The following is a 13,970-nucleotide window of genomic DNA, read 5'->3' on the forward strand; positions in this document are numbered from 1 at the left end:
TCTCATTCCAAAAACCGGGACTCCACGTCGCCGGACGGCATCATACAGCGGTCCTTCTTGCCGAACCACCGGTATCGGTGATCGGCGACGAAGTCGTACACTCGGTCGCGGACCGCCGCGGGAACGTACCGGAACGGCGAGAGCAGCCGGTAGCCGCCGCCGAGCCCCGACGCGATCTGAATGACCGCCGCCGACTTGACGTAGCTCTCGCCGTCCTCGATCAGGACGATCGATTCGAGTTCGTCGGTCGGGAGGTCGTGTTCCGCCAACAGCGCCTGTCCCACGTCGGACTGGAGGGAGGCGAACCGGTACTTCCCCTCCGGATCGCGGGGGTAGACGAACTGTACGAACCCGCTACAGAGGTTACAGACCCCGTCGAAGAGCACGATCGAGGCGTCGTCCGGAATCTCCCGGTCCATCTCTCGTCCGCCTACGCCGTCGTCGCAGTTCAGAATTGCGGTCGCGTCGGTCCGGGACGGTGTCCGGTCACTCTTCGAGGACCGTCGAGCCGCGACCGATCTGCGTCTGGTAGGCGCGCGCCTCGATCCCGGCCCCGGCGAAGGCGTCGAGCATCCCGGCCGCCACGTCGCGCCGGTCGCGCTCGCGGCAGGCGGCGATCACCGCGGGGCCGGCGCCGCTGACCGTGACGCCGGTCGCGCCCGTCTCGAAGGCGGCGTCGCGGACCGCGTCGTAGCCGGTGATGAGCCTGGCGCGCTCCGGCGTGACCACCGGATCGTCCATGCCGAGCCCGACGAGCTCCGGGTCCGACCGGCACATCCCGACCGCGAGCGTCGCCGCGTTGCCGACCGTCTCGACGAGGGCGTCCATGGAGGCGGTCTCGGGCACGACGCGGCGCGCGTCGCGCGTCGAGACGGCCACGTCGGGCAGACAGACGACGAGCGGAATTCCGGCGTCGACCGACCACGTCCCCTCGGCGGTCGTCACGGTGAAGCCGCCGAGGATCGAGGGCGCGACGTTGTCCGCGTGCGCGACCCCGGAGACGACCGCCTCGCCCTCGGCCGCGATCGGGACCAGTTCCTTCCGCGAGAGACCGCGGTCGTACAGGCGGTTGAGCGCGACCGCTGCGCCAGCCGCGCTCGCGGCCGACGAACCCAGCCCCGAGGCCGGGCGCACGCCCTTGTCGATGTGGATCCGCGCGGGCGCGTCGAGCGCCTCGACGACGGCGCCGACCGTGTTCTTCTCCGGGTCCTCGGGGATGTACTGCGCGCCGACGCCCGTGACTTCGATCGTCGTCTCGGCCGCCTTCTCGACGGTGACGACGTCCGCCGGCCGCGAGAGCGCCGCGCCGAACACGTCGAAGCCGCTCCCGAGGTTCGCGCTCGTCGCGGGGGCCCGTACCGTTACCATGGCGGGGAGTGTCGCCGGGGGGAAAAAAAGGAGCGGGATCGCACAGAGACGACGGCGGGGTCGATCGCGGTCGGCGGGGAGGGGGGCCGCGGGGTTCTCAATCGAGCGGTGCCGTCAGTCGGACATCGTCCACAGCAGCGCCCCGATGAGCACGAGCGGGACGCCGAGGAGGATGAACGTCGGCGGCATCGTCGTGTTCGGCGCGACCAGGAAGATGACGCCGAAGACGGCCAGGATCGACGCGATCATCTTCTGGGACTTCAGCGGCGCGGCTCCCAGAACCGAGACGATGAGCCCCAACAGTAGGACGTGCCCGAGGTGGTAGTCGAGCAGGAACGTGTCGATGACCAGCGGCAGGAGCATTCTTGGCTGAAGGTGCGAGCGAATCGCGCATTAAAGTTCCGTTTCTCGCGGCCGGGGGGAACCCGACCCCCGGCCTCGGCGTCCGCTCCGCGTATCTCGTCTCTTCCGGCGTCTCAGCCGTCAAGCGGGAATCGTTCGGCCCCGCCGCGGTGCCCGCCTCGTGCCGATCATATAAGAGTCGTCGGTGCGACCGGCGACCGTGCGACTCGTTCAGGTCATGATTCCGGCGGGCAAGCGGGCGGCGGTCGTCCGCGCGCTCGACGACGAGGGGGTTGACTACGTCGTCACCGACGAGACGAGCGGTCGGGAGTACACCGCGGTCGCGACGTTCCCCCTCCCGACGGCCGCGGTCGAGCCGGTCTTGGAGCGACTGCGGGAGGCGGGGATCGACGAGAGCACTTACACCGTCATCGTCGCGGCCGAGACGGTCATCTCGCGGCGCTTCGAGGCGCTCGAAGACGAGTACGAAGAGGACGCCGACCGCGGCGGCGACCGGATCTCCCGCGAGGAGCTTCAGGCGAAGGCGGACGGCCTCGCCTCGGGGCTCGGGACGTACGTGCTGATGACGGTCATCTCGGCGGTGATCGCCACGGCGGGGCTCCTGTTGGACTCCCCCGCGACCGTCGTCGGTTCGATGGTGATCGCGCCGCTCATCGGGCCCGCGATGTCGGCGGCGATCGGGACCGTCGTCGACGACGAGGCGCTGTTCCGGCGCGGCGTGCGGATGCAGGTCCTCGGCGTCGCCGTCGCGGTCATCGCGGCCACGCTGTTCGCGTTCGCGTTGCGCTCGCTCGCGTTGGTCCCGCCCGGGCTGAACCCGCTCGAACTCGCCGAGGTGTCGGAGCGGCTCGCGCCCAACGTCCTCGTCTTGGTCGTCGCGGTCGGCGCCGGGGTCGCCGGTATCGTCTCGCTCATCACCGGCGTCTCGGCGACGCTCGTGGGCGTGATGATCGCGGTGGCGCTCATCCCGCCGGCCGCCGCGGTCGGCATCGGGATCGCGTTCCGCATCCCTCGGCTCGTGCTCGGTGCGGGCGTGATCGTCGCGGTGAACGTCCTCTCGATCAACCTCTCGGCGCTCGTCATGCTGTGGTACGAGGGGTACCGCCCCCAGCGGTGGTTCCGCGAGGACGAAGCGCGCGCCGCGTTCCTCAAGCGCGCCGCCGTGCTGGTGGCCGCCATCGCGCTCCTCTCGGTGTTCCTCGGCGGCGTCACCTACGAGTCGTACGTCGCCTCCACCACGGAGGCCGACATCCGCGCCGCCGCGACCGACGAACTGACCGCGCTCGACTCGGAGTTCGAACTGCTCGAGATGAGCGTCGAGCGCAGCGGGACGGTCCCGCCGCTCGAAACCGACCGGGTGGTGGTGACGGTCGGCGCCCCGCCCGGCGAGGCCGTCGACGGGATCGCGCCCGCCCTCGACGACCGGATCGAGACGGTCGTCGGCGGCGAGGTCCGCGTCGAGGTCCGCACGGTGACCGTCGAGCGCGCCTGAGCGTCGACTCGGCTACCCCTTCCGGTCGAGTGATCTCCGAGTTTCCGGACGAACGTCCAACTCCGCGCGGAACCGGCGGATGCGTTCGTCGTTCCGTCAGTTTTTGTGCTCCTGACGGGAAGAGCAAGTGCTTTTTACCGGGCCGGCGTGGCCTTCGCTAGTGACGGACCCAACGCAGTCCGACGACGACGATTCGATGCGAGAGGTCGTCGAGCGGTCCCGCAGCGGCGCGCCGGCGGTCGGCGAGGCCGTCCGGGATCGGTTCTCCTCCGACGAGGTGTTCCAGCGCATCATCGCGGCCGCGGACGAGGAGGTCACGTCGGGGAGCCGCGAGCTGTTCTTCAGCGGGCTCGCCGCCGGGCTGGCGATCACGATCACGTTCATGCTGTACGCGTCGCTGACGGCGGCGACGGACTCCCATCCGATCTTGAGCGTCCTCCTGTACCCGCTCGGGTTCATCTACATCATCATCGGCGGCTACCAGCTATACACCGAGAACACCCTGCCGCCGGTGGCGCTCACGCTCGAACGGCTCGCGAGCGTCCCGACGCTGCTTCGCCACTGGCTCATCGTCCTCGCGGGCAACTTCACCGGCGGTGCGATCGGCGCGCTCGTCCTCTCGTACGGGGGCGTCTTCTCGGGCGACACCGTCGCGGCCGCGACGTACATCTCCAGTTCTGGCTTCGACGTGCCCTTCTGGCCGCTCTTCTTCAAGGCCGCGATGGCCGGGCTGATCGTCGCCGGCGTCGTCTGGGTCGGCTTCGCCTCGACGGACTCGTTCACCCGGCTCGCGGTCGTCTACCTCGCGTTCCTTGCGATCCCGCTGGGGAACCTCTACCACGTCGTCGTCTCGTTCACCGAGGTGCTGTACCTGATCTTCGCCGAGAGCCTCGGCCAGTACTCGGGCGCCGTCGGGCTCTACGACGGGCTCGTCGGGTTCGTCCTCCCCGTCCTGCTCGGGAACACCCTCGGCGGGATCGTCTTGGTCACGCTCGTCAACTACTTCCAGACCAGCGAAGAGCGACTCGAAGAAGCGCGCTTCGAGGGGATGAGCCGCCGGCTGACCGTCCCCGAGTGGGTCTTCGGCCGCGCCGCCGGGCGGTCGTACGTCCCGATCTTAGACGCCACCGAGGCGGCCCTGTTCGCTGGCGAGGGGTACCGGGTCATGGTGCCGATCACGAACCCCCGAACCGACGGGCCGATCGTCGAGTTGGCGGCGCGGCTCGCGAGCAGCCACGAGGAGGGCGTCGTCCACATCGTCCACGTCGTTCAGACGCCCGAGCGCATGTCGCTCTCGAGCGGGGACGCGGGGCGCCGGATAGCCGACGTCTCCGCCGAGGGGATGCGGAACCTGCGGTCGACCGCGGCGGCACACGACGTCGAGGTGTCGACCTCGACCGTCGTCTCCCACCACTCGTTCGGAGAGGTGTTCAACATGGCTCGTCGGACCCGCCCGGACGCGGTGTTGATGGGCTGGGGCGACGACCAGCTGTGGAGCGCCGCCCGCGCGGAACGCCCGATAGACGAGCTCACAAACCAGCTCCCCTGTGACTTCCTCATCCTCAACGAACACGAGCTCGACACCTCGCGGATCCTCATCCCGACCTCCGGCGGTCCGGACTCGGCGCTGAGCGCGGAGGTCGCGAAGGTGCTCGCCGAGACCGCCGGCGCCGAGGTGTCGCTGCTTCACGTCGTCGACGGGGCGGAGGACAGAAGCCGGGGCGAGGCGTTCCTCGCGGCGTGGGCCGAGAAACACGGTCTCAGCGACGCCGAGCTCGTCGTCGACGACGGCGGCGACGTAGAGGCCGGCATCGCGCGGGCGGCCGCCGACAAGACGCTCGTCATCATCGGCGCCACGGAGAAGGGACTGCTCTCGCGGCTCGTCTCGAACTCGCTCCACCTCGACGTCATCAACGACGTGGACGCGTCGGTGCTGCTCACGGAACGCCCCAGCTCCCGGTCGCTGCGAGAGCGGCTGTTCGGCTCCGGTCGTCGCGCCACAGACCTCTCTCGCGGCGTCGAGCGCGAGCCGGGACGGTCGGAGGGTGCCGACGTGCGGTCCTCGGGGGGCCGGCGAGGCGACGACGCGAACGGCGGGGCTGACGACGGCACCGGCGGCGGACCTGCTCCCGGCACCGGCGACGGGCCTGCTCCCGGCACCGGCGGCGGACCTGCTCCCGGCAACGGGAGAGACGACGCCGGCGACGAACTGTCCGACGAGCGGCCGAATCACGACGACGCCTACGTCGTCGACCACGAGAACGCGGACGAGGAGGCGTCCGCGGACCGCGACGACGACGGCGACGGCAGATAGCGAAAACGGCTCTTTGCGTTATCGGCGATTTATAGGCGTCCCCGATCGATCGCCCGGGTATGGACAGACGACTAACGGCACTCGTCGGTATCGTCGCGCTCGTCGCGCTGGCGGGCTGTTCGGGACTCGCGGGAACCGCGACCCCGGACGCCGCGGACGAGCCGCAACTGGAACGGAGCATCGAAGTGACGGCGGCGGGCGAGGCCACGTCGATGCCGGACCGCGCCACGCTCCGCGTCGCGGTGACCGCCACCGGCTCCGACACGAAGTCGGTCCGCGACGAACTCGACGCCGACGACGAGGCGCTCCGCAGCGCACTGGCGGACTGGGGGCTCGACGACGAGGCGATCCGGACCGAAGAGTACGACGTCCGCGAGAGCTACGAGACCCGCGACGATCCGAACCGGACGCGGTACGAGGGGATCCACCGGTACGCGATCGAACTCGACGACGTCGACGCCGTCGGCGAGGTCATCGACGTCGCGGTCGACGCGGGCGCGGACGAGGTCCAGCGCATCCAGTTCGGACTGAGCGAGGAGACGGAACGGGAGGTGCGCGAGGAGGCGCTCGAGACCGCGATGGCGAACGCCGACGAGGACGCGGCCGTGCTCGCCAACGCGAGCGGGCTCGAAGTGTCCGGCGTCTACGAGGTCTCGACGGCGCAGTCCGGCGGCGGAGCGTACGTGGCCAGGGGCGTCGAGACGGCCGCCGCCGGCGACGCGGGCGCGTCGACGAGCGTCGAGACCGGGGACGTGAGCGTGACCGTCTCCGTGAACGTGGTGTACGAAGCGGTGCCGGCCTGACCGAACGACCGCAGTAGCCCCGGCCTCTGCGCGCCGCGGCCCGAATCGAGAACCGACTACTTCCCGTCGCGGGTGGGGAGGTCGGGCTCGTAGCCGACCGCGTCGACGGCCATGTCGAGGACGGCCTCGACGTTCTCGTCTTCCGTGACGCTCATGGTCGCGTCGACGGACTTCGCTTTGACTCCCTCGAAGCGGTCGTGTTTGTTCGCCACCGTGAGCAGCGGGACGTCCGCGCCGAACAGCTCGCGGACCTCCTCGCGGAGCTCCAGTTGGACGTCGAGCGGGTAGCCGCAGTCACCGGAGGGGTCGAGGACGAAGACGACGGCGTCCGCGAGGTGTTCGAGAGCGCTCACTGCCTGGCGTTCGATGTCGTTGCGCTCGTCTTCCGGCCGGTCGAGCAGGCCGGGCGTGTCGACGATCTGGTAGCGGACGTGGTCGCGCTCGAAGTGGCCGATCTGGACGCCCTTCGTGGTGAACGGGTACTCCGCGATCTGGTTCGACGCGCGGGTGACCCGGTTGACGAACGAGGACTTGCCGACGTTCGGGTAGCCGGCGACGACGATGGCGGGCTCGTCCGGCTTGATGTCCGGCAGCACCTTCAGTTGGTCGCGGGAGTCGCCGATGTACCGCAGGTCGTCTTCGATCTGGTCCATCACGTCCGCCATGCGGGCGAACGCCTGCTTGCGGTGTTTCCGCGCGGTGTCGACGTCGGAGTTCCGGATCTTCGTCGTGTACTCGTCGCGGAGGTCCTCGATCTGGCGGCTGGCCCACATCACCTGTGAGAGGGCCTGTCGGAGGCGGTCGACGTCGACGAGCGCGTCGGCGAGCTCGTAGTAGAACGGGTCCACGTCGAAGCCGAAGTCGGGCCACGAGGTGACGACGTTCTCTAAGTTGTCCGAGAGCACGTTGCCGGCGGTCCGCAGCATCGACTCCTGCGCCTCGTGGCCGCGCTTCGCGCGTCCGGCCCGAGCAGCCCGCGAGAACGCCTTGTCGACGAGTTCCTCCGCGCGCGGAGTCGTCGGGAGGCCCTCAAATATCATGTTACCCCGGCTTCGCCGCCGACGCGTATAAGAGCGTCCGTTCGTCCACCGCCGCGACACGCCGGCACACGCCCGGTACGTTCTCCCTTCCGACCGTCCGAGCGCGGCGACCGCACCGTGACCGACCTCGTAGCACCGCCGGCCGGACTCGGATGATCGATCGTCATCCACCACGCGCATATTTCGAGTAATACTTATGCGCCAAGGAAATACCGCAGGTCATGTCACGCTCGTTCACGCCGACGGCGTACGAGGACATCGACCCGGACCGTCGCCCGAGTCTCGCGGCGGCCCTGATCCCAGTGTTCGCCGTCGTGGCGTTCCTCGGCATCGGCTCGGCCGTTCTCGGCTTGGACCCGCACCCGCCGCTCCTCTGGAGTATCGCCTTCGTCGGAGCGTTCGGCCTGTGGCTCGGCTACGACTGGGACGACCTGTTCGACGGCATCGCGAACGGACTCGTGATGGGGCTACAGGCGATCCTCATCATCTTCACCATCTACGGGCTGATCGCGACGTGGGTCAGCGCCGGCACCATCCCGAGCCTGATGTACTACGGGCTGGAGGTGCTCTCGCCGACGACGTTCCTCCCGGCGGCAGCGGTCCTCGCCGCCGTCGTCGCGTTCGCGATCGGCTCCTCGTGGACCACGGTGGGGACGCTCGGCGTCGCCTTCGTCGGCATCGGCGCGGGTCTCGGCGTCCCCGCGCCGATGACGGTCGGAGCAGTCCTCTCGGGCGCGTACGCCGGCGACAAGCAGTCGCCGCTCTCCGACACGACGAACCTCGCCGCCGGCGTGACCAACACCGACCTGTACGCGCACATCCGCCGGATGCGGACCGGCACCGCGATCGCGTTCGGCCTCGCGGTCCTCGCCTTCGCCGCGGTCGGCCTCCGCACGAGCGGGAGCATCCCGGCGGGCCGGATCGCGGCGATCCAGGGCGGACTCACCGAGACGTACGCGATCACGGTCGTCGCCTTCGTTCCGCTGGTCGTCACCTTCGGGCTGGCGCTGCGCGGCTACGCCGCGCTCCCGACCCTCGTCGCCGGCGTCTTCGCCGGCGCGTTCACGACGATCCTCCTCCAGGGAGCCGGCTTCGTCGCCGCGTGGGAGACGTTCATGTACGGCACCGCGCCGGAGTCGGCCTCGGCGACGGTGAACGACCTCCTCGCGACCGGCGGACTCACCGGCTCCGCGTGGACGATCACGGTCGTCGTCGCCGCGCTGTCGCTCGGCGGCATCTTGGAGCGAACGGGCGTTCTCGCGGTGATCGCCCACGCGTTCACCTCGGCCGTGAAGAGCCCGGGCGCGCTCGTCGCCGGGACCGGCGTCTCCGCCATCGTCATCAACGCGCTCACCGCTCAGCAGTACATGAGCATCGTCCTGCCGGGCGTCACGCTCCGGAACACCTACGACGAGTTCGGCCTCGACACCGATCAGCTCTCCCGCGCGGTCGAGGCCGCCGGCACGCCGACCGGCGCGCTGATCCCGTGGCACGCGGGCGCCGTGTTCATGGCGACCGCCACCGGCGTGCCGACGCTGGAGTACGCGCCGTACTACCTGTTCGCGTACTTCTCGCCGATCGTGCTGTTCGCGATGGCGGCGACCGGCTACTCGCTGGACGTGACGCCGACCGCGGCCGGGGCGCCCGCCGCCGACGAGCCGTCCGTGGCGACCGACGACGACTGATCCGCTACCTCCGAGGTCATCAGCCCGGTCGCCGAAACGCGAGACCGTACATCCGCCCGACCGACTCCGACCCGATCTCGGCCGCGAGCCGACGAGCGGTCGCCGACAGCGTATCGCTCGCTTCACCGGGGCATTCCGCGGCCATGGAGGTCGCCTCGTCGGCGTGCGCCGAGACGTGACTCTCGGTCCAGGGGACCGGCTCCAAGAGCGTCCGCTCCCGCTCGAACTCCCAGCCGTGGCCCGCGAAGAACCGTCGCAGGAACGCCGCCGGGTAGAAGGTGAGCGCCGGGCGGCCGCGGGCCAGTTCCGACGCGGCGTTTTCGACGGCGAACAGCTCGCCGATCGCGGCGCCGTCGGGCAGCGGATCGTAGTCGTCGACGACGAGGTGCGCGCCCGGGGCCGCGACCCGTGAGAGCTCCTCGGCCACCGTCGACAGCGCCGCGGGATCGAGGACGTTACACAGACCGTGCGCGGTGATCAGGCCGATGGAACCGTCGGGTAGGGGGATCGACCGGAGGTCCGCCTCCAGCACCGCCAGCCGCTCGGCGTCGCTGCCGCGGTCGTCGCCGTCGCCGCTGTCGGTGACGCGTCTGCGCGTCGTCCGCGCGTGGTCCCGGTCGTTCGTCACGGCGTACACCCGAGCGGCGCCGTTCGCGAGCAGTCCGGCGGTCGCGTTCCCGACGCCCGCACCGGCCTCCAGACAGCGTCTCCCGGCCACCGGTCGGTCGTCGAGCGCGGTCGCGACCGTGCCTGGCACGTCCATCCGCCGTTCTCAGTGGTGGAGCTGTTCGGGAACCGGGCTGTCGTCGTGGCGCACCCGTTCGATCAGCGACCGCTGAGCGGCCTCGTCCATCCCGTCGTAGTCGGCCGCGGCCTCGAGGATCATGGTGACGAGCTTCGGATCGCCGGCGTTGATGACGCTGGTGACTCCCTGTGCGGCGGCGAAATCGAACCGCTCGCGGATCTCGTCGGGCGCGGTGACCGGCCGGTACCAGTTCGCGAACGGTCGGTCCGCCTCGGGGAGCTCGTCGGTCGGTGGCCACGAGCCGCCGGCGAACGCCTTGATCCCCAGCGTCCCGACGTTCTTCTCGTCGGCGCGGGCGAGGACCGCCTCGTAGTCGTACTCGTCGTCGTCCTTCCCGGCGACGACAGGGTTCAGGGGGAACATCACCGACTCGAGGTCGTCGATGCGGTCGAGCGCGTCGAGGATGAGTCCGGGGTCGCCGTGGCTCGTCAGGCCGATGTGGTCGATCAGCCCCCGCTCTTTGGCCTCGCGGAACGCCGCGAGCGCCCCGTCGTCGCCCGTGATCTCGTTCAACTCCTCGTCGTACTCGAGCCCGTGGACCTGGTACAGATCGATCTTCTCGACGCCGAGGCGGTTCAGCGACCGGTCGAGCTCGCGCCACGCGCCCTCGTAGGTCCGCTCTTGGGTCTTACAGCCGAGGAAGATCTCCTCGCGGTGTTGGCGGAGCTTCGGGCCGAGCTTCAGCTCCGCGTCGCCGTACGTCGGGGCCACGTCGAAGTGATTGACCCCGTAGTCGAGGACGTGTTCGACCAGCTGGTTCGCGCCCTCCTGTTCGAGCCAGTTGAGCGCGATCGCGCCGAAGGTCATGACGGTGCTGTCGTGGCCGGTGTCTCCGAGCGGGCGAGTCTCCATACGTGCGCCATCACGCTGGGCTGACATAACAATTGGCGGCCGTGAGCCGGACGTGGCGGGCGCCCGGAAGCGGGACGCGGTCCGGTAGGTTTACCGCCGTCGGCGCCCCCCAAATCGCACATGAGCCTGGAGGTCGCCGTCGCCGCCCCGTTCAAGACCCGGGCCCAAGAGCGGCTCGGGCAGGGGGAGTTCGTCGTCGCGCTGTCGCTGGAGCGGGAGTGGTTCTCCCCCGATCAGGCGAAGCGCCTCGTCGACGTCGCGGTGGGTCGGGGGTTACTGGCGTCCGAGGACGGCGATCTGGTCCCGCGGTTCGACCCGGCGGAGGTGACCGTCCCGGAGGGGTTCACGCCCGACGAGTCGGTGCTCCGCGAGCAGTCCACCTTCGAGAGCGCCCTCGACGCGCTCGTCGCCACCGGCGTCGAGAAGCAGCGCGCGGTCGCCGCGATCAACGAGCGCCAGCGCACGCTGGCGGTCACCATCGAGGCCGCCGCGGTCCTCTACGCCCGCGAGCGAGGGGCCGCCGTCGACCACCTCGCCGCCGACGTGCGCGAGGAACTCGCGAGCGCGGCGAGCGACGCCGCGGACGCCGAGACGGCAGACGCTGACACGGCGGACGACACCGGCGACGCCGACGGCTCGGAGGCGGCCTAGCGTGGTCACCGACCGCCTCACCGACGGCGTCCGGATCGCCCAGCTCCTCGCGTCCGAGGTGGCCGGTAACGAGAGCCGGCTCCGCGGGCTGACGGTTGTCGACGCCGACCCGGACGTCGAAGCGACCGCCGACGGCGCGCTGGCGTACCGAATCGCCCGCGAAGCCGTCTCCGGCGACGCCCGAGAGGAGGGTCCTGACGACGAACGCGCCGCCGGCGAGACGGTGGCGGAGGTGTACGTCCAGCCGGACCGCGCGCGGCTCGAAGCGATCGCGGCCCCCGACGCGGCGGCGACGGCGGCGACGGCGGGCGACCTCCGCGTCCGCCCGAAGGCGTCGCGTCCGCCACGGACGCTGGTGTTCGTCGAGGACGGGGCGCAGGTGAAGCGGGCGCTGGCGGTCCTCGACGCGCTCCGAAACGAACGGGACGCCGACTGACCGGCCCGTCGCCGGTCGAACTCCGTACCGGCCGGCAGTAGAAGTCCCTACTCGTCGAAAAGAGTCCGTCGGGACCGGCAGACGGGGGAGTTCGCCGGCACCGACGCACGCTCGGTCCGCCGTCGCGGACGCCTACTCCGGCTGTCCGCCGTCGCCGACCGCGACGTTCGGCCCGGTCGGTCCCTCGGGGTCGAGCCCGTCGCCCGAGACCTCGAACCCGCGGATGAGCGACTGGAGCCGTTCGGCCTGCTCCGCGAGGGAGCCGGCCTCCGTGGTCGCCTCGCTCATCGCGGTGAGCTGTTCGTCCGCGGCCTCGGCGACCGCGTCGGCCTCGTCGGCCGTCGACTGACTGATGTCCGCGACCTCCTCGGCCATCGACACCGTCTCCTCCGTGCTGGCCGCCTGGTCGTCGGTCGCGCGACTGATCTCGCGGATGCCCTCGTCGGTCTCTTTCGCGTTGTCCGACACCTGCGAGAACGCGTCCGCGGCGTCCTCGACGGCCTCGGCGCCCGCGGCGATGTTCTCCTCCGCGCTCCGGACCGCCCGCACCGTGCCCTCGGTCTGCGACTGCGTGTCACCGATCAGTTCCTCGATCTCCGTCGCCGCGTCCTGCGTCTCCTCCGCGAGCTGTTTCACCTCGTCTGCGACGACCGCGAACCCGTCGCTTCCGCCGCCGCTCCCGCCGGCGCGGGCGGCCTCGATGTTGGCGTTTAACGCGAGCAGGTTCGTCTGCTCGGCGATGTCTCCGATGAGGTCGACGATCTCGCCGATGTCCTCCATCCGCTCGTCGAGCTGTTGGACGGTTCCCGCGGCGGAGTCGAGGGCCTCGCGGGACTCCTCGACGCGCTCGATCGCGGCCTCGGCGGTCTCCTCGCCGTCGTCAGCGATGTCGGCGGTCTGTTCGGCCACGTCGACGACCGTCTGCGTCGACGAGGCGACCTCCTCGATCGTCGCCGAGAGGTCGTTCATCTCGTCGGACACCTGCCGGAGCATCTCGCGCTGCTCGTCGGCGCCCTCGGCGATCTCGCTGACCGACTGACTGACGGTCTCGCTCCGGTCGGCGGCGGTCTCGACGCCCCGGACCGTGTTCTCGCTCGCGGTCGACACCTCCTGTGCGAACGAGCGGACCTCCCGCATCGCGCCGTCGATGTCGTCCATCATCCCGTTGAACGCCGCGCCGATCTGGGCCATCGCCTCGCTCTCGCTGTCCGCGTCGAGCCGGACCGTCAGGTCGCCGTCGGCCGCCCGGTCCATCGCCGCGCTGTAGGCGTCGGCCTTCGTCTCCAGGTGGCTGTTCAGGCGCTCGACCTCCTCGCGCCGGCTCTCGACCTCCGCCTTCGCCGCCTCGACGTCCTGTATCTCGGACTGCTTCTGCTCCGCCAGTTCGAGCTGCTCTTGTGCCGCCTCGCGCGACTTCTCGATCGAGTACCAGTTGACCATCAGCGCCCCGGCGAGCCCGAGGACGAAGAACGCGTGAATGCCGCCCCAGACGATGGGGTTCTCGATCGCCGCCGTGTGGTTGTAGACGAGACTCGAGTCGATCAGGCTGAACGCGCCGTGGCCGATCGCCACGTAGCCGACGCCGACGGCGAACGGGAGCCAGTCCTCGTACAGCGCGAGCACCCCGACGAACACGAAGAAGCTGAAGTGCGCCTCGATGTAGCCGCCCGACAGCTTCACCAGCGCCATCGAGACCGTCATCAGACTGAACGCCGTAAGGACCGTCCGCTGGCGGCGGCCGAGCCCCGACCAGGTCGCCAACCCCGCGGTGCCGAGGATGACGGCGACGAACCCGCCGAGCATCCACAGCGGCGCCGCTGGGATCTGTGCGCCGGTGAACGACTCCGTCCCCTCGTAGAGTCCGAGGCCGATCAGGAACGGGACTTGGACCACGGTGGCGATCAGGATATTCCGGTGGCGCGGCGCCCACATCTCTTTCGGCATCGAGGTGCCGTTCGGGATGTACTTGACCACCTCGCGAACCTTCTCCGCCAGCCCGTCCGGTTCTCCCGAGTGCGTCTCGGTCGCAATCTCTGCCATACCCAGAGATTGTCATCCAGTATATAAACACAACGACTCCAACTATTACCGCTGATACCGTCGTTTAGCGCCCGTGAATGGGAAATAAACCGATCCCGGTCTTGTTAGATAGCTGTCGGTA

At 70.0% G+C, this 13,970-nt stretch carries 13 protein-coding genes; 6 read left to right on the forward strand and 7 right to left on the reverse strand.

The annotated features are described in order from the left end of the window. Nucleotides 1-2 precede the first annotated feature (2 nt). From ACZ5KW_RS07890 to ACZ5KW_RS07900, 3 genes are all read right to left on the reverse strand, one after another. A complete protein-coding gene (locus ACZ5KW_RS07890) occupies nt 3-419 on the reverse strand; it encodes a thiol-disulfide oxidoreductase DCC family protein (protein WP_343780266.1) in 417 nt (138 codons plus the stop codon). Nucleotides 420-486: 67 nt separating this feature from the next. Continuing rightward, nucleotides 487-1,368, reverse strand: coding sequence for a homoserine kinase (locus ACZ5KW_RS07895; protein WP_343780268.1), 882 nt, complete (start codon nt 1,366-1,368; stop codon nt 487-489). A 114-nt stretch (nt 1,369-1,482) separates the two neighbouring features. Then, complete coding sequence (locus ACZ5KW_RS07900) at nt 1,483-1,731, reverse strand: hypothetical protein (protein WP_343780270.1); 249 nt, start codon at nt 1,729-1,731, stop codon at nt 1,483-1,485. A 217-nt stretch (nt 1,732-1,948) separates the two neighbouring features. Between ACZ5KW_RS07900 and ACZ5KW_RS07905 the strand changes: the two genes are divergently transcribed. From ACZ5KW_RS07905 to ACZ5KW_RS07915, 3 genes are all read left to right on the forward strand, one after another. Continuing rightward, nucleotides 1,949-3,223, forward strand: coding sequence for a TIGR00341 family protein (locus ACZ5KW_RS07905; protein WP_343780524.1), 1,275 nt, complete (start codon nt 1,949-1,951; stop codon nt 3,221-3,223). Between the two features lie 196 nt (nt 3,224-3,419). Then, nucleotides 3,420-5,537: a formate/nitrite transporter family protein gene (locus tag ACZ5KW_RS07910; RefSeq protein ID WP_371152601.1), complete on the forward strand. Its 2,118-nt coding sequence runs from the start codon at nt 3,420-3,422 to the stop codon at nt 5,535-5,537. A gap of 59 nt (nt 5,538-5,596) precedes the next feature. Next, complete coding sequence (locus ACZ5KW_RS07915) at nt 5,597-6,340, forward strand: SIMPL domain-containing protein (protein WP_343780273.1); 744 nt, start codon at nt 5,597-5,599, stop codon at nt 6,338-6,340. 56 nt (nt 6,341-6,396) lie between these two features. On the opposite strand, the gene ACZ5KW_RS07920 is transcribed toward ACZ5KW_RS07915, so the two are convergent. Then, nucleotides 6,397-7,380 (reverse strand): NOG1 family protein, encoded by a 984-nt coding sequence (locus tag ACZ5KW_RS07920; protein WP_343780274.1) that lies wholly within the window; start codon nt 7,378-7,380, stop codon nt 6,397-6,399. Nucleotides 7,381-7,601: 221 nt separating this feature from the next. Here ACZ5KW_RS07920 and arcD point away from each other — a divergent pair, with 221 nt between their 5' ends. Beyond that, on the forward strand, nt 7,602-9,065 hold the full coding sequence (gene arcD, locus ACZ5KW_RS07925) for an arginine/ornithine antiporter ArcD (protein WP_343780275.1): 1,464 nt from the start codon (nt 7,602-7,604) through the stop codon (nt 9,063-9,065). 19 nt (nt 9,066-9,084) lie between these two features. On the opposite strand, the gene ACZ5KW_RS07930 is transcribed toward arcD, so the two are convergent. Together ACZ5KW_RS07930 and ACZ5KW_RS07935 are read right to left on the reverse strand one after the other, a co-directional pair. Next, nucleotides 9,085-9,828, reverse strand: coding sequence for a class I SAM-dependent methyltransferase (locus tag ACZ5KW_RS07930; protein WP_343780276.1), 744 nt, complete (start codon nt 9,826-9,828; stop codon nt 9,085-9,087). 9 nt (nt 9,829-9,837) lie between these two features. Next, nucleotides 9,838-10,722: an aldo/keto reductase gene (locus ACZ5KW_RS07935; protein WP_343780277.1), complete on the reverse strand. Its 885-nt coding sequence runs from the start codon at nt 10,720-10,722 to the stop codon at nt 9,838-9,840. Between the two features lie 120 nt (nt 10,723-10,842). Between ACZ5KW_RS07935 and ACZ5KW_RS07940 the strand changes: the two genes are divergently transcribed. Together ACZ5KW_RS07940 and ACZ5KW_RS07945 are read left to right on the forward strand one after the other, a co-directional pair. Then, nucleotides 10,843-11,373, forward strand: a complete 531-nt coding sequence (locus ACZ5KW_RS07940; protein WP_343780279.1) for a DUF2240 family protein — start codon at nt 10,843-10,845, stop codon at nt 11,371-11,373. A gap of 1 nt (nt 11,374) precedes the next feature. Then, complete coding sequence (locus ACZ5KW_RS07945) at nt 11,375-11,809, forward strand: hypothetical protein (RefSeq protein WP_343780280.1); 435 nt, start codon at nt 11,375-11,377, stop codon at nt 11,807-11,809. Between the two features lie 132 nt (nt 11,810-11,941). Here ACZ5KW_RS07945 and ACZ5KW_RS07950 read toward each other — a convergent pair whose 3' ends face one another. Beyond that, nucleotides 11,942-13,849, reverse strand: coding sequence for a methyl-accepting chemotaxis protein (locus ACZ5KW_RS07950; protein ID WP_371152416.1), 1,908 nt, complete (start codon nt 13,847-13,849; stop codon nt 11,942-11,944). Nucleotides 13,850-13,970 lie beyond the last annotated feature (121 nt).

The organism is Halorubrum ejinorense (assembly GCF_055389685.1).

Excerpts from the sequence above, each read along its gene's own strand:
- ACZ5KW_RS07900 (WP_343780270.1), bottom strand. The coding sequence starts at position 1,731 with ATGCTCCTGCCGCTGGTCATCGACACGTTCCTGCTCGACTACCACCTC.
- ACZ5KW_RS07935 (WP_343780277.1), bottom strand. The coding sequence starts at position 10,722 with ATGGAGACTCGCCCGCTCGGAGACACCGGCCACGACAGCACCGTCATG.
- ACZ5KW_RS07910 (WP_371152601.1), top strand. The coding sequence starts at position 3,420 with ATGCGAGAGGTCGTCGAGCGGTCCCGCAGCGGCGCGCCGGCGGTCGGC.
- ACZ5KW_RS07950 (WP_371152416.1), bottom strand. The coding sequence starts at position 13,849 with ATGGCAGAGATTGCGACCGAGACGCACTCGGGAGAACCGGACGGGCTG.
- ACZ5KW_RS07915 (WP_343780273.1), top strand. The coding sequence starts at position 5,597 with ATGGACAGACGACTAACGGCACTCGTCGGTATCGTCGCGCTCGTCGCG.
- ACZ5KW_RS07940 (WP_343780279.1), top strand. The coding sequence starts at position 10,843 with ATGAGCCTGGAGGTCGCCGTCGCCGCCCCGTTCAAGACCCGGGCCCAA.
- ACZ5KW_RS07905 (WP_343780524.1), top strand. The coding sequence starts at position 1,949 with ATGATTCCGGCGGGCAAGCGGGCGGCGGTCGTCCGCGCGCTCGACGAC.
- ACZ5KW_RS07930 (WP_343780276.1), bottom strand. The coding sequence starts at position 9,828 with ATGGACGTGCCAGGCACGGTCGCGACCGCGCTCGACGACCGACCGGTG.
- ACZ5KW_RS07895 (WP_343780268.1), bottom strand. The coding sequence starts at position 1,368 with ATGGTAACGGTACGGGCCCCCGCGACGAGCGCGAACCTCGGGAGCGGC.
- arcD (WP_343780275.1), top strand. The coding sequence starts at position 7,602 with ATGTCACGCTCGTTCACGCCGACGGCGTACGAGGACATCGACCCGGAC.
- ACZ5KW_RS07920 (WP_343780274.1), bottom strand. The coding sequence starts at position 7,380 with ATGATATTTGAGGGCCTCCCGACGACTCCGCGCGCGGAGGAACTCGTC.
- ACZ5KW_RS07890 (WP_343780266.1), bottom strand. The coding sequence starts at position 419 with ATGGACCGGGAGATTCCGGACGACGCCTCGATCGTGCTCTTCGACGGG.